Origin of the sequence: Aquabacter albus (assembly GCF_040049275.1) — a bacterium.
GTDB lineage: Bacteria > Pseudomonadota > Alphaproteobacteria > Rhizobiales > Xanthobacteraceae > Aquabacter.
The window spans coordinates 22177-41388 of record NZ_JBDZDT010000014.1; the positions used below are offsets into that span (position 1 = coordinate 22177).

The 19212-nt window shown below is 61.2% G+C and carries 17 protein-coding genes and 1 pseudogene; 8 read left to right on the forward strand and 10 right to left on the reverse strand.

The features are described from left to right. Positions 1-154: 154 nt before the first annotated feature. Positions 155-1639: a hypothetical protein gene (locus ABLE91_RS26820; RefSeq protein WP_348935617.1), complete on the reverse strand. Its 1485-nt coding sequence runs from the start codon at positions 1637-1639 to the stop codon at positions 155-157. On the opposite strand from ABLE91_RS26820, the gene ABLE91_RS26825 reads away from it, so the two are divergent. Then, a complete protein-coding gene (locus ABLE91_RS26825; RefSeq protein WP_348935618.1) occupies positions 1634-3643 on the forward strand; it encodes a DNA polymerase III delta subunit-related protein in 2010 nt (669 codons plus the stop codon). The two genes, ABLE91_RS26820 and ABLE91_RS26825, sit on opposite strands and share 6 nt — an antisense overlap. A gap of 364 nt (positions 3644-4007) precedes the next feature. Here the strand turns inward: ABLE91_RS26825 and dinB are convergent, their stop codons facing one another. Continuing rightward, positions 4008-5135, reverse strand: coding sequence for a DNA polymerase IV (dinB, locus tag ABLE91_RS26830; RefSeq protein WP_510182007.1), 1128 nt, complete (start codon positions 5133-5135; stop codon positions 4008-4010). Between the two features lie 13 nt (positions 5136-5148). After that, on the reverse strand, positions 5149-5739 hold the full coding sequence (locus ABLE91_RS26835; protein ID WP_348935620.1) for an SOS response-associated peptidase: 591 nt from the start codon (positions 5737-5739) through the stop codon (positions 5149-5151). A 59-nt stretch (positions 5740-5798) separates the two neighbouring features. Between ABLE91_RS26835 and ABLE91_RS26840 the strand changes: the two genes are divergently transcribed. Continuing rightward, on the forward strand, positions 5799-6305 hold the full coding sequence (locus ABLE91_RS26840; protein WP_348935621.1) for an SOS response-associated peptidase family protein: 507 nt from the start codon (positions 5799-5801) through the stop codon (positions 6303-6305). A gap of 38 nt (positions 6306-6343) precedes the next feature. Here ABLE91_RS26840 and ABLE91_RS26845 read toward each other — a convergent pair whose 3' ends face one another. Continuing rightward, positions 6344-6640 (reverse strand): GNAT family N-acetyltransferase, encoded by a 297-nt coding sequence (locus ABLE91_RS26845; protein WP_348935622.1) that lies wholly within the window; start codon positions 6638-6640, stop codon positions 6344-6346. Positions 6641-6820: 180 nt separating this feature from the next. On the opposite strand from ABLE91_RS26845, the gene ABLE91_RS26850 reads away from it, so the two are divergent. The 4 genes from ABLE91_RS26850 (at position 6821) to ABLE91_RS26865 (ending at position 12506) form a co-directional block, all read left to right on the forward strand. Then, entirely contained in the window at positions 6821-7024 is a 204-nt protein-coding gene (locus ABLE91_RS26850; protein ID WP_348935623.1) for a hypothetical protein, read from the forward strand. Positions 7025-7094: 70 nt separating this feature from the next. After that, positions 7095-7808 carry an ImuA family protein gene (locus tag ABLE91_RS26855; protein WP_348935650.1) on the forward strand — a complete coding sequence of 238 codons (714 nt, stop codon included), beginning with the start codon at positions 7095-7097 and terminating at the stop codon, positions 7806-7808. Beyond that, on the forward strand, positions 7723-9246 hold the full coding sequence (locus ABLE91_RS26860; protein WP_348935624.1) for a Y-family DNA polymerase: 1524 nt from the start codon (positions 7723-7725) through the stop codon (positions 9244-9246). Before ABLE91_RS26855 ends, ABLE91_RS26860 begins: the two co-directional genes overlap by 86 nt. Next, complete coding sequence (locus ABLE91_RS26865) at positions 9219-12506, forward strand: error-prone DNA polymerase (protein ID WP_348935625.1); 3288 nt, start codon at positions 9219-9221, stop codon at positions 12504-12506. The genes ABLE91_RS26860 and ABLE91_RS26865 overlap by 28 nt, the downstream gene beginning before the upstream one ends. Positions 12507-12634: 128 nt before the next feature. On the opposite strand, the gene ABLE91_RS26870 is transcribed toward ABLE91_RS26865, so the two are convergent. Together ABLE91_RS26870 and ABLE91_RS26875 are read right to left on the reverse strand one after the other, a co-directional pair. Then, complete coding sequence (locus ABLE91_RS26870; protein ID WP_348935626.1) at positions 12635-13249, reverse strand: general stress protein; 615 nt, start codon at positions 13247-13249, stop codon at positions 12635-12637. Between the two features lie 31 nt (positions 13250-13280). Then, the gene (locus ABLE91_RS26875) at positions 13281-13496 is read right to left on the reverse strand and encodes a hypothetical protein (protein WP_510182008.1); all 216 of its coding nucleotides are present in this window, start codon (positions 13494-13496) and stop codon (positions 13281-13283) included. Positions 13497-13746: 250 nt separating this feature from the next. Between ABLE91_RS26875 and ABLE91_RS26880 the strand changes: the two are divergent. After that, positions 13747-13934 (forward strand): annotated as a pseudogene (locus ABLE91_RS26880) (CsbD family protein); the annotation flags it as partial. Positions 13935-13993: 59 nt separating this feature from the next. On the opposite strand, the gene ABLE91_RS26885 reads toward ABLE91_RS26880, so the two are convergent. The 4 genes from ABLE91_RS26885 to ABLE91_RS26900 form a co-directional block, all read right to left on the reverse strand. After that, the gene (locus tag ABLE91_RS26885; RefSeq protein WP_348935628.1) at positions 13994-14785 is read right to left on the reverse strand and encodes an SDR family NAD(P)-dependent oxidoreductase; all 792 of its coding nucleotides are present in this window, start codon (positions 14783-14785) and stop codon (positions 13994-13996) included. Positions 14786-14796: 11 nt separating this feature from the next. Next, positions 14797-15966, reverse strand: a complete 1170-nt coding sequence (locus ABLE91_RS26890) for a zinc-dependent alcohol dehydrogenase (RefSeq protein WP_348935629.1) — start codon at positions 15964-15966, stop codon at positions 14797-14799. 155 nt (positions 15967-16121) lie between these two features. Further along, on the reverse strand, positions 16122-17435 hold the full coding sequence (locus ABLE91_RS26895; RefSeq protein WP_348935630.1) for an Nramp family divalent metal transporter: 1314 nt from the start codon (positions 17433-17435) through the stop codon (positions 16122-16124). A 61-nt stretch (positions 17436-17496) separates the two neighbouring features. Continuing rightward, positions 17497-17988 (reverse strand): YciE/YciF ferroxidase family protein, encoded by a 492-nt coding sequence (locus ABLE91_RS26900; RefSeq protein WP_348935631.1) that lies wholly within the window; start codon positions 17986-17988, stop codon positions 17497-17499. Positions 17989-18112: 124 nt separating this feature from the next. On the opposite strand from ABLE91_RS26900, the gene ABLE91_RS26905 reads away from it, so the two are divergent. Beyond that, positions 18113-19186, forward strand: a complete 1074-nt coding sequence (locus ABLE91_RS26905) for an ATP-dependent DNA ligase (RefSeq protein ID WP_348935651.1) — start codon at positions 18113-18115, stop codon at positions 19184-19186. Positions 19187-19212 lie beyond the last annotated feature (26 nt).

The window sequence follows — 19212 nt, forward strand, 5'->3', positions numbered from 1 at the left end:
GCTGTACTCAGCTGATCGCTGAGTGGTTATGGATATGGAGGTGTAGGGGGGGTGATGAAATAAAGCTCCTTAAACAGCCATTCCACATCTCTATTTTAGCCCACACCCACAGCGTTTCTGGCGTTGGCCGACCATGCAAGTGAAGCCCAGACGCCTAAGTCGAGAAGGTGGCCTCGTCCTCCTTGTGGGGTTCCATGCTGCGCAAACTCGCAGGTTTCAGCGCCTTGTAATGCGAGAGAGAAACCAAGCAATTTCCGTCCCCATCGGACGATTCAATAGTCATACGTTGCATGGGCACAATTCCGATTAGCAAATCCTCTCCGCGCGACGCATTTATGCCTTTAACCAGAGACTTAGTAAGAATGCTGATGAGTGGGGAGGCATCTTTCGCAGGTTCCGTGCCCGCCTCTATGTCCGACACGAAGGTGCACGGAAGCGATATTTCCATCTCTGGCACACTCTGCCGATAGAATAATAGGCTTCCCTCTGAACCCCGCTCTTCCAAACCAACCCACGCGAAGGTGTCTCCTGTGGACTTCGCATTGAGGAGATTCGAAAAGGAGCTCATCCTAAGAAAATCGACCGACGATCTGAAGCATTTATCGAGGTCTGGATTAATATGCGCATTTGCAAATTTTTCCTTAGGTACATCAAATGTACAAGACAAGATACTATTTTTCACCGTTATATTATCTCCCGAGTGAACAATACTTGCAGCCCAGCCATGCATGCGACGAAAAAACGCGCACAGTCGCTTGGCGTGCTCGAATCGAACGCGCAGCTCAAGGTCCTCTAACAGCGGACTCTGATATCTTGCGAAAGAGCCCTCCGAGGCTGCGAAGGCCACTCCCCCGCGAAGCTCTATAACGCCAGAAATCGGCCGAGCACGATTGCGAGATGCGAACGGCCTAACTCGATCGATCGCACGGGCAGCCGTTCTAAATGGCCACGCGTGCACGGGGCCGTCAACGCCCGCGTCCAACTGAACATTCAAACGCGCAATCTTTATCCGGAAGTGACTTTCCTTCTGGGTCAGCGTCATGGCGGATTTTTGCAGGTCGATTTCGAATTCGACAGTCGCACCGGAGCTAGAATGCTTCACCAGCTCATTTAACTGGTAGCCTGCCAGGCTGATAATCACTCCCGATGGAGGAACAGCAACCGCTTCAATAAGTGGAATAGTTGCCGAAAGAGAAAACCCCTTCACAATATTAAAAATTTGAACTCTATCGCTTCGTATGTGAAGACACCATGCGGCTTTGTCTTCCTCAATATCGGCAATCTCACTCGTTTTCTCGATCGACAGCCCTCGACTTTCGGCGGTTCCGAAGAATATTGCCCTACACGCGTTATCAATTAAATCTTGCCTGACCGAGAATTCTATCGCATTTAAGACAAGATTATTGCTGGCGTCCCAGACAGCGGCTTCGGGAAATTCAAATTGCTCTTCATGCAAATATTTTACAGCTAATCTTGCATTTGTACTTTCACGATCGACATCGACATCTGAATTATCAAGATCGAGATCGACTTCATTGCCCATAACTTCCTCGCAATGCAATTGTAAGCGCCATATATCAAACCGCATTGTGAGTCGCATGGATTTTTTGCCTGCGGTGAAGAGGAGCGTTTCGTGCAACTCGATTTTCCCTCCACTTATCGGCCTAATTGCTTCGAGGAGGTGATAGGGCAAAGCTCAGCCGTAGCACTCCTTAGGACACTCATTAAGGCGAACGCGCACAGGGCAGTTCTACTCACAGGCCCATCTGGTGTCGGAAAGACGACACTTGCACGCATACTTGCCAAAGCGCTGCAATGTTCGCGTCCTTGTCATGATGGGAGCGCCTGCAATCAGTGTGGATCGTGCGAAGCACATCACACGAACGATCACGCTTTCTTTAGCGTTGTTTCATCGGCTAAAAACGGCAACGTTTCGTCCGTCGCCGAATTGGTGGAAGACCTGAATCGTGTGCCGGATTATGGGCGTCAGCACGTGATTTTCTTTGATGAGGCAGATCAGCTTACCCCTAAAGCGGTGAGCGCCCTCCTACTCGAGCTCGAAAACCCAAAGTACGAGACCACTTTTATATTTGCCTTGATTTCGCCTAATGATGTTCCCACGCCCCTTAGGAATCGGTGCCTGAATGTTCCTCTTTTACAGCCGACCGAGGACGATTCCCTACTGTGTATACGCAGAGTTCTACGCGATCTAGAGGCGTCAGCAAGTGACGATGTTATGCGCTTTATTGCCCGTGCATCAAGAGGCTACCGGGAATTGCTAGAGAACCTGGAAAGGATCGCTCTCCACGCGAAGATCGGCGGCACCCCACTGAAAGGACCGAGCATTACCGCGGAGATTGTCCGAGAGAGCTTATTTTCGCGGACATCGGCAAAGCTTTTGCGATATTTCACTGCCCTCGATCATCGCGACAATACAGGCCAATTGGATGCGATGATGGGAGATGGGGCTATGCCTCAGGAGATAGTTACACTTCTCCAAGGAGTTTTGACCCATATCAAGCTCTCCTCAGTCGGCCCTCATTTTGGCGTCATCCCCAACGCGATTATCTCTTGGATGGTCGAGAAGGAAGTCGAGGCGTTAGCGGCAGCAGTGTTTAGGAGGTGCGCTGAAAAATTGGAGATTCCCATTGAAGCGCTGTTCGATGAGGTGCTGGAGTTCTGGGCTTTTACCCCGCTCCGAATTACTGAAGAGAACCTTCGCATCCAGCTCGTGCGCTTCAATGACATGCTGTCGCTGGCCCGCCCCTCTACACCGGCCATCACGCCAAAGCCTAATCTACAGCGCCGCCCCGAGCGCATCCATCACCCACCGGTCTGGCGAAGCTCACGCAATGCCGAGGTCGCCTCGTCCCGCGGACGGAAAATGTATCTGGGAAGAAGCGATGTTCAGACAATTCTGGACGCCGCATCCTATCAAATTCAGTCGAGCGGACGCGTTTTCAACACCCTCATTCATTTTGACGAAGCGTACCTTTCGTCCGAAGATAAGATAACCGTCGGGGAGCTATGCGAGAAATTCTGTCACCAGATTGGCCAGCTCGTCCGACGCATCGGCTTCAAGGGCTTTGATTTCAATTATATCTGCCTGCTGGAGCGGTCCGACGGCAAGTCGACGACGGGGTCGGTTCTTTTTCACATACCTTCGGAGGTCCATGAAAAGTGCCGCCATTGGCTTTCCGACAGATTCCTGGTGCGCATGGCTCCGAACGCCCCTGATATCGAACGGGCTGCGGTCTGGACCAATGCTGTGCGGAGCGAAACTCGAGCTCAACAGATCAAGGGGCACTGGAATGGTGTGCGCATGCTCCTACGGGGAATTGATCCGGACCTCAGCGTCCGCCTTGGTTCCGAACACACTCCTCTGGCGAAGGCCTTCGGCCTGCAGCCGCGCGAACTTCGAGCAAGCGGCATACCTCAGGGCAAGCGCCTAAGGATATCGACCGGAATCGGCGCTACCAGGATGAAGGCCGATCAAGCGCGAGGATTGACAGTGCGTTCAGCCTTCAAAGAGGGAGCCTGGCAAGAACTCTTCTCAGGCTGGGAGTTCGAAATATATGCCGCCCGAAAGCATCAAATTTCTGAACAGGAATCTCAATCCCGCAGGCTTAGTAATGGAACCTGACGGGCAGCCGATGCACAAAAACTCGATGGATCAATAACCGCGCCCTACAAAACAGATCGTCACAGCCAGATATAGAAATACCCATATATTTCAATTGCTTATAACATTGACGCCATACGCCTCCTACTCAGGTAATGGTATTGTAGTAGGGATATAGTGTGAGCGTTAGCATTTAAATCAGGCTGGGTTAGCCGTTTGAAGAAGCATCAGAATGCTCAAGCCAGTGACCGGCTCTTCCCTGGCCTTTCCGTCCTCCCCGAAGCTCTACGTCCACGGCAACCCGATCTCGGTGGAATCGTTTCCCCCGTATCGGACGTGTTCCATGATCCGCTTCCTCGCGGTCCGCAAAACGCCGAAGGTTCGGCTAAAGGAGCGGGAGTTGGACTTCCCCTTCGATGGAAGCGTTCCCCTCTCCAAGTGACGAGATTGTCACGCCGATCAAGCGGACTCCCCTTGGCGTCGGAAAAAGTGGCTTGAGAAGCCCGCCAGCCAACGCTTCCATATCCGCTGCCGTTAGGATCGCCGTGCCCGCCGACCGGCTGCGTGTGATTTGCTGGAAATCGGCGTATTTCACTTTGAGCGTGACGGTTCGTCCACGCAGTCCGTGAGCCTCGCAATGGCGCCAGACCTTCGAGACCAGCGCGGTCATCTCCTGCCGGGCAACCTCGAGATCGAAGATGTCGGTGGTGAAGGTATCCTCGGCGCCAATGGATTTGCGCGGCCGATTGGGTTCGACCGATCGCTTGTCGATGCCGCGGGCGATGCGGTAGTACCAGGAGCCGGACTTGCCGAAGTGCTTCTGCAAGAACTCGAGCGACTGCTCCTTCAGGTCGGCGCCCGTCGTGATCCCGAGCCGCTCCATTTTCGCTGCGGTCGCGGGACCGACCCCATGGAACTTCTTCACGGGCAACGCCTCCACGAAGCTAGGACCCATGCTTGGCGTTATCACCGCCTGGCCATTCGGTTTGTTGAGGTCGCTCGCCATCTTCGCGAGGAATTTGCAGTAGGAGATCCCCGCGGAGGCATTGAGACCGGTCACCTCCTTGATCTTCGCCCGGATCACCTCGGCGACCTTCGTGGCGGAGGGAATTCCTCGGTGATTGACCGTGACGTCGAGATAGGCCTCGTCGAGGGATAGCGGCTCAATGAGGTCGGTGTGTTCGGCGAATATCTCCCGGATTTGAGCGGAGACCGCTCGGTACACGTCAAAGCGTGGCGGGACGAAAATCAACTCCGGGCATTTCCGTTTCGCCGCGACCGAGGGCATCGCCGAATGCACACCGAAGACGCGCGCCTCATAGCTCGCGGCAGCCACGACACCGCGAGCAGCCGAACCGCCGACGGCGACGGGCCTCCCGCGAAGCTCCGGATTATCGCGCTGCTCGACGGACGCGTAGAAGGCATCCATGTCCACGTGGATGATCTTCCGGTGCTGTGCACCGGCTTCATTCACCTCAGAGGTGAGCGGAGAGTGCAGGGAAGGGGCCCGCATGCGGTCTTCCACCTCAACCGACCTGCTCGACTTGCAACGTCCCGGGTGCCAGCGGCCGGATCAGGGATTGCGCAGGAACGCTTGGGTCGAGCCAATCGCTCCAGAGGTTGCGCTCCAGGATAACGATCTGCCTATCGTGATAGGGGGCGATGTCCGGCCCGGGCGGCATGGTGAGCATGGTGAACGCCTCGCCTACGTCCTTGGTAGCGCGCCAGATGCCGGCAATGCAGAAGATCGGCTCCTGCCGCTTCGTGAAGAGCCATTTGTCCTTGCGCTTCTTGCCTTTCTCGACGGGGTCCGTGAACTCGTAGAATCCATCCGCCACGATCAAGCAGCGGCTTGAAGCAAACTCTCGATCGTCGGAGCGAAAATTATAAACCGGACGCTTGTTCTGCCCCGGCCAGCTCCAGCGCCGCTGCACCAATTCGCCTTCGTCGCGTATGCCGTCGACGGTGCGGATAATGGGACCGAGATCCGTGATCGTGATGTCGTCGCGCGCTTCGATGTTGGGCGCCCCCTCGCCGAAGCGGATCTTGATCTTCAGGTCCGCGAAGTCGTCCAAGATCGAGGCCATATCCACCCGCAGGCGATAGTCATTGCACATGGGGTCCTCCGTCTGGATCGGCGTTGTCGTGGACTTGTGTTCTTGATATGTTCCTGTCCATGAAGGTCAAGGCATTTGATCTCGACACGCCGATCGACGAGCGCCGGGTGATCATACGGCGCCACGGCGAAGATGTGGAGATGGTGGAACTGTCGTGGGGATTTCAACCCCGTGAGGTAGGTGACCGTCCTTTCACCCTGGTGCGTGCCGAAGGGCGAGTATTTCCGACCCATCGCTGCCTAGTGCCAGCCTCTGAACTTCTCCATCGCACCAATGGCAAGCAGTATCGTTTCTCACTTTCGGACGGTGATTGGTTTTATTTCGCTGGTATTTGGCGGCCCGCGACGCGGGATTGGCCGGAAGCCTACGCGATCCTGACGATGCCAGCGAACGCCGATGCCGCGCCGTTCATGGAGCGGCAGATGGCAGTGTTGAGTCGCGACAGCCGGATGGCGTGGTTGGACTCGAAGGTCCCTGTGGGCGAGCTCCTTCGGCCCCTGCCAACCGGTACGTTCAAAGTTACTCCCGTGTACGGTCGTCAAGGCGCAGCTCGCGCTCCTGCCTGAAGCCAGGTGAGCCCAATTCTGCGCCTATGACGGACCCGTCACGCGAGCAGATCCCTCCATTCCGGGTGCCGGAGGAATTGTGCCGATACGTAGGAGCACAGGGGGACGATCTTGTATCCCTCCTTCCGGGCATCGGCTATCGCCGCGTCGACGAGCTGGGCCGCAATCCCACGGCCTTCGAATGCACGCGGGACTTCGGTATGCCCAATGACCATCGTTCGATCGCTCGACCGCCGATAGGTCATTTCCGCCTCGGCGCCGGGTGCGAGGCGGATGAAATAGCGGCCGTGTCCCGTAGTCTCCTCGTGGCGTACCTCATGTGCCAGATGGCTCATCTCTCCTCCGAATTTTCCCCCTGCGGGCGTATCCGGCCGAACTCGGGCCCCGTGATAGGTGTTCCAAATGCCCGAGGAATCCACGCAATTCACCATGTTTCAGTCGGGTCGGCAGATTCTTCTTGTTCCCGTTTCGTTCTCATGGAATCCATATCGCCTGTTTTTGCGACGGAGAGTGCCATGCCGAGCGACACCATTCGCGCGAACGAGAGGGCTGTTCCTGAGCGCCCGGAATGCCTTGAGCGCTGGGTCTGGGTCATTGCCGACCGCATCCCCTGGCATATCCATGGCGAAGCGCGGGAAGCCGCTTGGCTCGAATGGGAGCAGTCTTGCCTGACGGCAACAAGCCTACGCTCCGGCGACCCCGATGGATTCAGGCAGTGATGGCGGAGGCGTTCTAGGGCACGGTGCCGACCGGCGCCGCGGCCAGGTCTTCGACGCCCTTCGGGAGCGGATCGAAAGCATCGAAGGGACCAAGAGGCGGATCAGGAAGGTCTTGCCCTTCGGCGTCCCACCCATGGACGAGAAGCTGCCAGGGGGCGGGCTTGCGATGGGCGCGCTTCATGAAGTCGCCGGTGGCGGGAACGGCGCGGTCGACGGCGCGGCCGCAGCCTTGTTCGTCGCCGGGATCGCGGCGCGAACCCGTGGTCAAATCCTATGGTGCATTACGAGATCGGATCTCTTCGCCCCAGCGGTCGCGCAGGTCGGTCTCGCCCCAGATCGGGTGATCTACGTTGAGGCCGGAGACGACAAGGCGGTCCTCGCTTGCCTCGAGGAAGGGCTCCGCCATGGAGGCCTGGGAGCCGCCGTCGGCGAAGTCGCAAGACTTTCGATGACCGTGTCCCGACGGCTGCAATTGCGGGCCGAGGAAACGGGGACGATGGGGATCGCCCTGAGGCGTTGGAGGCGCCCGACGGAAGCCCTCGACTTCGGGCAGCCCACGGCGGCGATGACGAGATGGCGCGTGTCGGTCCTGCCCTCGGCGCCTTTGCCCGTACCCGGAGTCGGACGGCATCGCTGGCTCCTCGAGCTGATCCGCTGCCGGGCGGGTGAGAGTGCGGATTTCGAAGTGGACGCTTGCGATGCAAAGGGTCGTCTCTCTCTACCTTCCGACCTGGCCAACCGATCGGGTACGGCGGAAGGCCGGAGCGGCCGCGCTGCCGGATGACGTCCCGCTCGTGCTGGTGGGACGTCAAGGACAGCGGCAGGTGGTCGTCGCCGCCGACCGCGCCGCGAGAGCGGCGGGGCTTCGCGAGGCAATGCCCGCGACCACGGCCCGGGTCCTCGTTCCCCACCTGATCGTGCACGAACACGACGCCGTAGGCGATGCGGAAGGGCTCGGTCGGATAGCCCTATGGATGCTTCAGCGATATGCGCCGATCGTCGCTGCCGACCCACCCGATGGCATCGTGCTCGACACAGCCGGGGCCGATCATCTGCATGGCGGGGAAGAGGTCATGCTGGTGTCCATGGTCCAGCGCCTGGCGGCCTCTGGCGTGTCGGCGCGCGCGGCCGTGGCCGAAACCTGGGGGGCCGCCCACGCCGTCGCCAGGTTCGGTGGTCGGGCCCATGCCGCCGTCCCCCCGGGTGACGCTCGGACGGCCATCGAAAGACTGCCCATCATGGCCCTTCGCTTGCCGATGGAGATCCTGTCGGGCCTACACGTTCTCGGCTTCGCGCGCATAGGTGACCTCCTGGAGGTGCCACGCGCCCCATTGACACTGAGGTTCGGGCCGGAGCTCGGTCGCCGCATCGACCAAGCGCTAGGCTTGCTGGCCGAGCCGATCGTCCCGATCCGGCCGCAGGAGATCGCCAACGTCCAGCGTGCCTTCGCCGAACCCATCGGCGCGCCGGAGACGATCAAGCGTTACATTGGGAAGCTGGTCGTTATCCTCTGCGAGGAACTCGGTGTGCGAGGCCTCGGGGCGAAGCGCCTCGATCTCCTGTGCCATCGCGTCGACAACACGGTGCAGGCCGTCCGCGTGGGCACGGCGCTACCCGTTCGGGACGTGAAGCGCCTCACGCGCCTCCTCGCCGACAAGCTCGAGACCATCGAACCCGGGTTCGGCATCGAGCGCCTCTCCCTGGCGGCGACGCTTGCCGAACCCTTGGGTGAGCGTCAGGCCACCAGCAGTCTCGTGGAGGAAGCGGTTCCCGACATTTCCGAGTTGGTCGACATCCTCGTTAACCAGGTAGGTGAGAGTCGACTCTACCGGATGGCACCCGTGGCGAGCGACGTGCCCGAGAGGTCGGCCAAGCGGATCGCGCCCATGGCGCCTGCGACGGGGACCTCGTGGCCAGAGCACTGGCCTCGCCCGTCGCGGCTCTTGGCGCGGCCCGAGGTCATCGAGGCGATGGCGCTCCTTCCTGACCATCCGCCCGCCTGGTTTTCCTGGCGTGGCGTCCGCCACCGCGTCCGGCGCGCCGACGGCCCCGAGCGGGTGTTCGGGGAGTGGTGGAAGCGAGACGGCGAGATGTCCGCCGTCCGCGACTACTTCCAGGTGGAGAACGTTGGCGGCGAGCGATTCTGGATCTTCCGGGCAGGCGACGGCGAGGACGCCGCGACCGGGTCGCACCAATGGTACCTGCACGGGCTGTTCGGGTGAGGTACGCCGAGCTCCAGGTCACCTCGCACTTCTCGTTCCTGCGGGGAGCGTCATCCTGCGACGAGTTGTTCGCGACCGCCGCCACCCTCGGGATCGATGCGCTGGCGATCGTCGACCGCAACTCCCTCGCCGGGATCGTCCGGGCTCATGAAGCAGCGAAGGCCACGGGCGTCCGCCTTATCGTCGGCTGCCGGATCGACCTTCACGACGGCACGCCGGTCCTGGTCTACCCGACGGACCGGGCAGCCTATTCGCGGCTCTGCCGCCTCCTGTCCCTCGGCAAGCGCCGCGGCGGCAAGGCCAAGTGCGTGCTCGGATGGGACGATCTCGTCGCCTATGCCGACGGGCTGATCGGCGTGCTCGTCCCAGAGGAGGCCGATGAGAGCTGCGGCATGCGGCTTCGGCGGCTTCGTGACGCCTTCGGGGAGCGGGCCTTTCTCGCGCTCACCCTCCGCCGCAGACCGAACGACCAGCTTCGCCTTCATGAGTTATCGAACCTGGCAGCACGCATGCGCGTGCCTACCGTCGTCACGAACGACGTCCTGTTTCATGAGCCAGGGCGGCGCCAGTTGCAGGACGTGGTCACCTGCATCCGGCACGGCGTCACCATCGACAGCCTCGGCTCCCGTCGGGAGCGCCACGCCGACCGGTACCTCAAGGCGCCGGAAGAGATGCACCGGCTCTTCTCGCGATATCCGGAGGCCTTGGCTCGGACCGTCGAGATCGTCGAGCGCTGCCGGTTCAGCTTGGACGAGCTCGCCTACCAGTATCCTGAGGAACGTGACGACACATCTTTGACCCCGCAGGAGACGCTCAAGAAGCTGACCTGGGAAGGGGCAGGCCGACGATATCCCGAGGGCATTCCTGACAGTGTACGTCGTTCACTGGAGCACGAGCTCGGTCTCATCGCGAAGCTGAAGTACGCGCCGTACTTTCTGACGGTGAACTCCATCGTCAAGTTCGCCCGATCCAAGGACATCCTTTGCCAAGGCCGCGGCTCCGCCGCGAACAGCGCGGTCTGCTTCGTATTGGGCGTCACATCCATCGATCCCGGCCGTAACGATCTCCTCTTCGAGCGGTTCGTTTCCGAAGAGCGGCGGGAGCCGCCGGACATCGACGTCGACTTCGAGCACGAAAGGCGCGAGATCGTCATGCAGTGGGTCTACGAGACCTACGGGCGCGATCATGCCGCCCTCTGCTCGACAGTGATCCGATATCGAACCAAGGGGGCGTTGCGGGACGTCGGGAAGGCCTTGGGCCTCACGGAAGACCTGATCAAGACCCTCTCCGGTCAGGTCTGGGGGTGGTCCGAGGAGGGCGTCGAGGACAAGCACGTCGAAGGTCTAAACCTCAATCTTTCCGACCGCCGCCTTCGGCTGGCGCTCGATCTCGCGCACCAGCTTATGGGCGCGCCAAGGCATCTCTCCCAGCACCCGGGCGGTTTCGTACTTACCCATGATCGCCTTGACGAGCTCGTTCCCATAGAGCCCGCGGCCATGGAGGATCGCCAAGTCATCGAATGGGATAAGGACGACATCGATGCGCTGAAGTTCATGAAGGTCGACGTCCTCGCGTTGGGCATGCTTTCGTGCATGAAGCGCGGTTTCGATCTCCTGGCCGATCACAAGGGCATCGCCCTCGATCTGGCGACGATCCCGGCCGAGGATCCGCGCACCTATGCGATGATCCGGAAGGCGGACACCCTCGGCACTTTCCAGATCGAGAGCCGGGCCCAGATGAGCATGCTTCCACGGCTAAAGCCGAGGACCTTCTACGACCTCGTCGTGCAGGTGGCGATCGTCCGGCCGGGTCCGATCCAAGGCGACATGGTCCACCCCTATCTGCGGCGACGGAACGGCCAGGAGCCGGTGCATTACCCCAAGCCGGAGTTGGAAAAGGTCCTCGGGAAGACTCTTGGCGTCCCGCTTTTCCAGGAGCAGGCCATGCGGGTCGCCATCGAGTGCGCGGGGTTCACGCCCGGCGAGGCCGACCTGCTGCGCAAAAGCATGGCCACCTTCAAGTTCACCGGCGGCGTGTCGAAGTTCAAGGAGAAGCTCATTTCGGGGATGGTGGCGAACGGGTATGAGCGCGACTTCGCCGAGAAGACCTTCACCCAACTCGAGGGGTTCGGATCCTACGGCTTCCCGGAAAGCCACGCGGCTTCGTTCGCGCTCATCGCCTATGCCTCCGCGTGGCTCAAGGCGTGGCATCCCGACGTCTTCTGTGCCGCGCTGCTGAATGCCCAGCCCATGGGGTTTTACGCGCCCGCGCAGATCGTCAGGGACGCGCGGGAGCACAGCGTCGAGGTCCGTCCGGTGTGCGTGAATTCCTCGCGATGGGATTGCACGCTCGAACCCACGGACGACGATCAGCGTTTCGCGGTTCGGCTCGGCCTGAGGATGGTGAAGGGACTTGCGAATGCACATGCCGCGGAATTGGTTGCGACCCGTGCCGACCAACCCTTCGCCGACGTCGAGGAGCTACGGTATCGCGCGGGCGTCCCGTCCGCTGTCCTGGTGAATATGGCCGAGGCAGATGCCTTCCGTCCGTCCCTTGGTCTGGCTCGGCGAGAGGCACTCTGGGCGATCAAGGCGCTACGGGACGAACCGCTTCCGCTCTTCGCGGCGGCATCCGCACGGGAGGCTAGGATCCGTCCTGAACTCGAGGAGCCGAAGGTGCCTTTGCGCCCGATGACGGCAGGAAGCGAGGTCGTCGAGGACTACGGCCATACGGGCCTGACGCTTCGGGCCCACCCGATTTCCTTCCTGCGCGAGGACCTGCGGAAGAGACGGATCGCCTCATGCAGGCAGGCCATGGACGCCCGTGACGGCCGCTGGCTCGAGGCGGCGGGCATCGTCCTCGTCAGGCAGAGGCCCGGGTCAGCAAAGGGCGTCATGTTCATCACGATCGAAGACGAAACGGGCATCGCGAACTTGGTGGTGTGGGCGAAGGTGTTCGAGGCCCATAGGCGGACTGTCCTCGGCGCCGGGATGATGGCCGTGTGGGGGCGGATCCAGCGGGAGGGAGAGGTCGTCCATCTCGTTGCCCACCGGATGACTGATCTGTCGGCGGAACTGGCGAGCATCGGGGAACGTGAGAGATCGTTCCCGATACCGCATGGACGCGGCGATGAGGTTCGGCACGGTGGCTCCGGACCTGATCCCCGAGATCTCCCGCCTAGAGGGCTTCGACCGCGAGACATCTATGTCCCGGACCTACATATCGACACGCTCAAGGTGAAACCGAGGGATTTCCGGTGACCCACCGAGGACGGTGTTGCGAGGTACACGCGGTCTCACTGCCAACGGTAGCGTCAAGATATGCAGCCACCTATATCTGAGTAACCAAAGGAGGCCAGCGAGAGATCGCTGGCCTCTGATTTTGTATGTTAAATCCTGTAACGCGCACGCTCTTTGGTAACTTCTTCGGTGGTGTACGCGGGAGCGTCGGGATCAAACCGCGACCATCCCTCGCCACGATAAGCGCGCTCCCGTTCGACGAGATCCACGCTCACCTCATCGTCCAACGCCGCCTGGGCTTCTACGATTCGGTCGTCGGGCACCTTGGCGGAAACGAGAGTGCCGCCGCGGCGCACGCCTTCAGCGTAGACGTTCGCACGGTCCTCCGGCACGCCCTCCGAAACCATTGAGCCGACAAGCCCCCCGACCGCCCCGCCCGCAGCCGCCCCGGCAACGGCGCCGGCGCCGGTAGCCACGAGCCATCCGGCGGCGACGACCGGCCCGATGCCAGGAATGGCAAGCAAGCCCAGACCGGCAAGCAGGCCCCCGGCGCCGCCCACGACAGCGCCGAGACCCGCGCCGGAAGCAGCGCCTTCACCCGCTTTGCTGTCGGTTTCCACATCGGCCGGGCGCCGACCGTACCAATCATCAGCATTGTTCGCGACGATGCTGATATCGGAGCGGTCGGTCCCAAAGGCCTCCAGCCGGCTCACGGCTGCGAGGGCTTCGTCGTAATTGTCGAACAGACCAGAAACAGTTGCCATGTCTTCCTCCATTGCGTTTCAGCGTGGCTGATCAGTTCGGAAAGACGTTGCCCTGATAGTCCACGGCGACGTCTTGGGAGGTGCCGCCCTTCGAAGCTTTGCCCCTCCAAATGCCGTCATTGTCCTTCGCGAGGCCGGTCACGTTCGTGAACCCCTTGGCCTCGATGCGGGACTTCGCCTGGTCTTCCGTGAAGCTATTCGATCCCTTGGCCGGTTGCCCGGGCTGAGGGGTGCTCTGCGTGCTCACGGCGGGGGTGTTGGGATTTGGATTTGCCGCGGGCGCCTGTGCAAAGACAGGTCCCGCGAATGCCATTGCCATGACGATGGGCAAAGCGCGCTTCATTTTAGCCACCTCTATGCTTAGAAACTGTGCGGTTTGAACGCGCCTTGGGCAGGTTCGTTCCTGGCTGTAGCAAAGGGGCCGGCGATGAACTCGGCAGTGGTCTCTGCGTTGTTCGACATGCCGCGAAACCGCGGTCGAATAGGAGGTCACTCGCACGGGCAGTGCGACAGACAAGGTTAAGGCCATGCCAATGAAGCGATCGGTAACGTGAAACAGGTTGCTGGAAAGGCCACAGGTTCTGAGCGCCTTGAAGCTGATGGCAAGGCGCAGGAACTTAAGCGTGAAGGCCAGAAGGCAGTCGGGAAGGCCAAGGACGCCTTCAAGAAAGCAACGGACCTCTGAAGAATTCCGGAAATACTAGGGGTCTTTTGAAAGCGGCCCCTTCATCCACCGATGTTCCCTCAATTCGTGCCCGAGCCAGGCTCTGCCATCTTGCGGTGCATCTCAGCTAGGGTGCTTGCTGGCGTGACGTTGGCCATGGCCGCCTGGAACTTGTTTTTCCAGCCTGCCACCACATCGCCTTCGCCCTTCATCATGGCGTCGAAGCCGGCTTTCGCGACCATCGCAGGATCGTCCTTCTCCTGCTGGCCCACCTTCGTGTCCATGAGGTCCGCACGCTCGAAGAACTCGGTCTCGGTGGGGCCGGGCATGAGACAGGTGACGCTCACGCCCGTGTCCTTCAGCTCGTTCCGCAGCGCCCAGGAGAAGGAGTCGATGAACGCCTTGGTGCCATTGTAGACCGCCTGGAACGCGCCCGGCATGAAGCCGGCGATGGAGCCGGTGATGAGGATGCGGCCTTCGCTGCGGGCGCGCATGTCGTTGCCGATCTTGTGGATCAGATAGATGGTGCCCGTCACGTTGGTGTCGAGCACGTGGCGGGCCTTGGAGAAGTCCTGGTCGAGGAAGCCTTTGCCGAGACCATGGCCGGCATTGGCAAGCAGCGCGCTTACCGGCCGCCCGGTGCTGCGCACCGCCTCATAGAGCCGGTCCACGCTCTGAGTGGTGGACAGGTCGGCCTGGACCACCTCCACCTGAACGCCGATCGCGCGCAAGGCCTCCGCCGCGGAAGTGATGCCCGGGTCGTCAGCGGCAATGACCAGGTCGAAGCCGTCCTTCGCACACAGGACGGCGAGTTCGTAGCCGATGCCGGAGGAGGCGCCGGTGACGACGGCAAGCTGGCGGGAATGGGCCATGGCATGTCTCCTTAGGGCTTCAGGACGACTTTGATGCAGCCGTCTTCCTTGTCGCGGAAGGTCTTGTAGAGGTCTGGCCCTTCCTCCAGGCCTGCGCGATGGGTGATGACGAAGGAAGGGTCGATCTCGCCCTTCTGGATGCGCTCCATCAGGATGGGCAGGTAATGCTGGACCGGGGTCTGGGCCATGCGGAAGGTGAGGCCGCGGTTGATGGCCGAGCCCATGGGGATCTTATCCACGAAGCCACCGTAGACTCCGACGATGGAGACGGTGCCGAAGTTGCGGCAGCATTGGATGGCTTGGCGCAGGACATGGGGCCGATCGGTGCCCATGAAGGTGGCGGTCTTGATCCGGTCGATCATGGCGTAGGTGGAGGAGCGGGGCTCGGCCTCCGTCCCCACCGCATCGATGCAGGCATCCGCTCCGCGCCCCTGCGTGAGGTCGCGGATGCGCTCGTAAATGTCCTCTTCCATGAAATCGAGGGTCTGGGCCCCGGCCGCCCGCGCCAACGCAAGACGTTCCGGTACGGTGTCGATGGCAAGCACGCGTTCGGCGCCGAGGAGGAACGCACTGCGGATAGCCATCTGGCCGACGGGACCGCAGCCCCAGATGGCGATAGTGTCGCCCGGCTGGATATTGCAGAAATCGGCGGCCATGTAGCCGGTCGGGAAGATGTCCGAGAGGAACAGCGCCTGCTCGTCCGACATGCCCTCCGGCACCTTGATCGGACCACTGTCGGCGAAGGGCACGCGCAGAAATTCCGCCTGCCCCCCGGCATAGCCGCCGAGGATGTGCGAGTAGCCGAACAGCCCGGCAGGGGAATAGCCCCACATCTCTTCGGCAACGGACTTGTTCGGGTTCGACCGCTCGCATCCCGAGAAGTAGCCACGCTTGCAGAAGAAGCACTCGCCGCAGGCGATGGTGAAGGGGACGACCACCCGGTCGCCGACCTTCAGCTTGGTGTTCTCGCGGCCGACCTCCACTACCTCGCCCATGGTTTCATGCCCAAGCACGTCGCCATGCTCCATGCCGGGGATGATGCCGCCATAGATGTGCAGGTCGGAACCGCAGATGGCGCAGGCCGTCACCTTGATGATCGCATCCCGCCCATCCTCGATCTGAGGATCCGGCACGCTCTCGCATCGGATGTCACCCTTGCCATGCCAAGTTAGAGCTTTCATGGGCGATCTCCGAACGGTTTCGCGGCTGATGAGACTCGGTGTTCTGCGGCATTAACCGAGCGGCCTTCCCCTTGTTCCTCCGAGCGACTTAGGGAGACCGGAGCGCCGAGCGTGAGCTCCTATATCGGCCTCCGCCCTTCGAAGGCGGCGATCCCCTAAACGATGATCGAAGCACCCGCGGCCAGCGCCATCAGTCCCGTTGCACACCATCCGAGGATCAGGGTGGGCAGCGACACCGTAAACCGCCCCATTTGATCGCGCCGGGTCGCCACGTACATCATTGCCGCCATCATCGGCACGGCGGCAAAGCCGTTGATGACGGCGCTCCAAACCAGCGCCTTCATGGGATCGATGCCAGCCAGGTCAATACCGATGCCGAGGAGGGTTGCGGCCACGATCACGCTGTAGAACCCGATGGCCTCCCATGGCTTGTTTTCCAGGCCGCACTTCCAGCCCTGGGCTTCGCCGAACGCATAGGCGGCGGACCCTGCAAGGACCGGAAGCGAAAGCAGGCCGGTGCCGATGATGCCGAGACTAAACAGGAAGAAGGCGAAGTTTCCCGCAATCGGCCTGAGCGCCTCGGCCGCTTCCGCCGCGCTCGCGATCTCGGTCTTGCCGCTGGCGTGCAGCGTGGCGGCCGTGCTGATCATGATGGCGATAGCGACGATGTTCGAGACCGCCATGCCCACGAAGGTGTCCAGCCGCATCCGCTGCATCTCCCGGGATGCCTGCGTGGGGGAATCCTTCAGGGGCTTGGCCTCCTCGTCCTGGTCGATCTCCTCCACTTCCTGGCTGCTCTGCCAGAACAGCAAATAGGGGCTGATCGTGGTACCCAGGATGGCGACGATCATGGTGATGCTATCCGAGTTCAGCGGAAAGCTCGGCGCGATGATGCCCTTCACCGCTGCTCCCCAGTCAAGCTTCACCACGAACACGACGGCCACATAGGCCAGCAAAGCCAGCGTCAGCCACTTGAGATACCGAGCATAGGTCTCGTAGGAAATGAAGAGCTGAAGCGTCAGGGATACCAAGGCGAAGATCACGGTGTAGACTTGGCTCCATCCCCCCGCCACGAGTTCGGAGGCGGCGCCCATGGCTGCGAGATTCGCGCCGATATTGATGGTGTTCGCGCCGAACAGCAGCAGGACGAGGCCGAGCACGACGGGCTTCGGGAAGATGCATCCGATATTGCTTGCAAGGCCCTTCCCGGTAACTCGACCGATCTGGGCACTGACCAATTGCACCGCCGACATGAGCGGATAGGTCAGGATCATGGTCCAGAGCATGTTGAAGCCGAACTGAGCTCCGGCCTGCGAATAGGTGGCGATGCCGCTGGGATCATCATCCGCGGCACCGGTTATGAGCCCTGGACCTAATTGCTTGAAGATGGCCGCGCGGCGCCAGCGGGCCGGAACGGACGGCGCAGGGCGCAGTCGGACCGATGACGAAGGGATCTCCAACGGGTCCATGACGCAACTCCGAACACGACGCAAGGCCCGTGCGCCAGAGTGGCGCGCGGGCCTTCCTTGATTATGCGGCCTTGGCGTTCTCTCCGGACTGGGCAAGCTGGGTGAGCAGCTTGTCGGTCCGGATTTCCTCCTGGAGCGTCTGGTCGAGGAGAGAGGCAGCCTCCGACATGCCGAGCTGCGTGGCCCAGGTCTTCAGGGTGCCATAGCGGGTGATTTCGTAATGCTCGACCGCCTGGGCGGCGGACAGCAGACCGGCGTCGAGCGCCGGGCTGCCGGCGAAGTCTTCCATGATCTCCTTGCTCTCCTCGATGATGCCGAGGATCGCCGGGCACTGCTTGCCGCGTGCGGGCTTGCCCAGCAAGTCGAAGATCTTCTCCAAGCGCTCCACGTGGATCTCGGTCTCGTCGTGATGCGTCTCGAACGCCTTCTTGGCCTCGGGCGACTGCGCGCCGCGCTCCATCTTCGGAAGCGCCCGGAGGATCTGCTTCTCCGCGTAGTAGATGTCTTTCAGGGTTTCCAGGAACAGGTCGTGAAGTGTCTTGTCCTTGGCCATGACCGTCTCCCATGTGAGGTGACGCCGGAACACAGAAAGACGGTGTTTGTTCCTGAGGCTCACGAGGCAAAATGCAGATGATGGACGCGTGATAAATCGAGCCCGGAAGACCAAACCAGAGCCGATCGGCGACGCTGACGTTGGAAGGTCTTCACGACCATCGTTTGCGTTGCCCATCGAGACGCCGCCGATGGAGGCGCGCGCGGCCGCCAGCCTTCCGGTACAGGACGGTTCCTGGCAATACGAACCGAAATGGGACGGCTTCCGATGCCTCGCCTTCAAGGACGGGCAGGACGTGGATCTTCGTGCGAAGTCCGGGAAGCCGCTCGCACGCTATTTCCCCGAAGTCGTCGCCCACCTGGAATCCCTTCCCGTGCGCCGGTTCGTGCTGGACGGTGAACTCCTCATCGAGATCGACGGACATCTTGCCTTCGATGCCCTTCAGATGCGGCTTCATCCGGCCGAAAGTCGCGTCCGGAAGCTCGCAGCGGCGACGCCCGCCAGGCTCATGCTGTTCGACATCCTGGCCGGCTCGGATGGGCGTTCTCTTCTGAACCAACCTTTGGATCGTCGAAGGGAAAAACTGGAGACCTTCTTCGCCCGTGTCCACGCACCGGAAGCCTTGGCTCTCTCACCCCTGACCTACGAGCACCAGGAAGCCGAGCGATGGCTTGATGAAGGGGTGCTCGGAACCGATGGGGTGATCGCCAAGCGGCGTGATGGTTTATATGAGACGGGCGAGCGTGCCATGGTGAAGGTCAAGCACCTACGCACGGCAGACTGCGTCGTCGGCGGATTTCGCTATGCCCAGGATCGACGAGGGGTCGGCTCTCTTCTCCTCGGCCTCTATGACGATGATGGCTTGCTTGATCATGTCGGGTTCACGTCCACCATTTCGAATGCGGAGCGGGCAGAACTGACCGATCGGCTTGAATCGATGGAGCACTCTCCGGGCTTTACGGGGAAGGCTCCTGGCGGTCCAAGTCGCTGGAGCACGGACCGGACAGGAGATTGGGTAGCGGTACGGCCCGATCTGGTCGTGGAGGTGCGGTTTGACCATGTTACGGGCGATCGGTTTCGCCACGGCACGAAGCTGATCCGCTGGCGCCCGGACAAGGCGCCGCGGCAATGCACGTTCGATCAGATTGCGCCTCTGTCCGGGGCGCCACGTGTTAGAACCCCGAAAGATTGCCGGTGATACTCCGCGCGTCCGCACTGATTGCT

Excerpts from the sequence above, each read along its gene's own strand:
- ABLE91_RS26865 (WP_348935625.1), top strand. The coding sequence starts at position 9,219 with ATGGTACCTGCACGGGCTGTTCGGGTGAGGTACGCCGAGCTCCAGGTC.
- ABLE91_RS26890 (WP_348935629.1), bottom strand. The coding sequence starts at position 15,966 with ATGAAAGCTCTAACTTGGCATGGCAAGGGTGACATCCGATGCGAGAGC.
- ABLE91_RS26845 (WP_348935622.1), bottom strand. The coding sequence starts at position 6,640 with ATGAGCCATCTGGCACATGAGGTACGCCACGAGGAGACTACGGGACAC.
- ABLE91_RS26850 (WP_348935623.1), top strand. The coding sequence starts at position 6,821 with ATGCCGAGCGACACCATTCGCGCGAACGAGAGGGCTGTTCCTGAGCGC.
- ABLE91_RS26840 (WP_348935621.1), top strand. The coding sequence starts at position 5,799 with ATGAAGGTCAAGGCATTTGATCTCGACACGCCGATCGACGAGCGCCGG.
- ABLE91_RS26860 (WP_348935624.1), top strand. The coding sequence starts at position 7,723 with ATGCAAAGGGTCGTCTCTCTCTACCTTCCGACCTGGCCAACCGATCGG.
- ABLE91_RS26885 (WP_348935628.1), bottom strand. The coding sequence starts at position 14,785 with ATGGCCCATTCCCGCCAGCTTGCCGTCGTCACCGGCGCCTCCTCCGGC.
- ABLE91_RS26895 (WP_348935630.1), bottom strand. The coding sequence starts at position 17,435 with ATGGACCCGTTGGAGATCCCTTCGTCATCGGTCCGACTGCGCCCTGCG.
- ABLE91_RS26870 (WP_348935626.1), bottom strand. The coding sequence starts at position 13,249 with ATGGCAACTGTTTCTGGTCTGTTCGACAATTACGACGAAGCCCTCGCA.
- ABLE91_RS26900 (WP_348935631.1), bottom strand. The coding sequence starts at position 17,988 with ATGGCCAAGGACAAGACACTTCACGACCTGTTCCTGGAAACCCTGAAA.
- dinB (WP_510182007.1), bottom strand. The coding sequence starts at position 5,135 with ATGCGGGCCCCTTCCCTGCACTCTCCGCTCACCTCTGAGGTGAATGAA.
- ABLE91_RS26835 (WP_348935620.1), bottom strand. The coding sequence starts at position 5,739 with ATGTGCAATGACTATCGCCTGCGGGTGGATATGGCCTCGATCTTGGAC.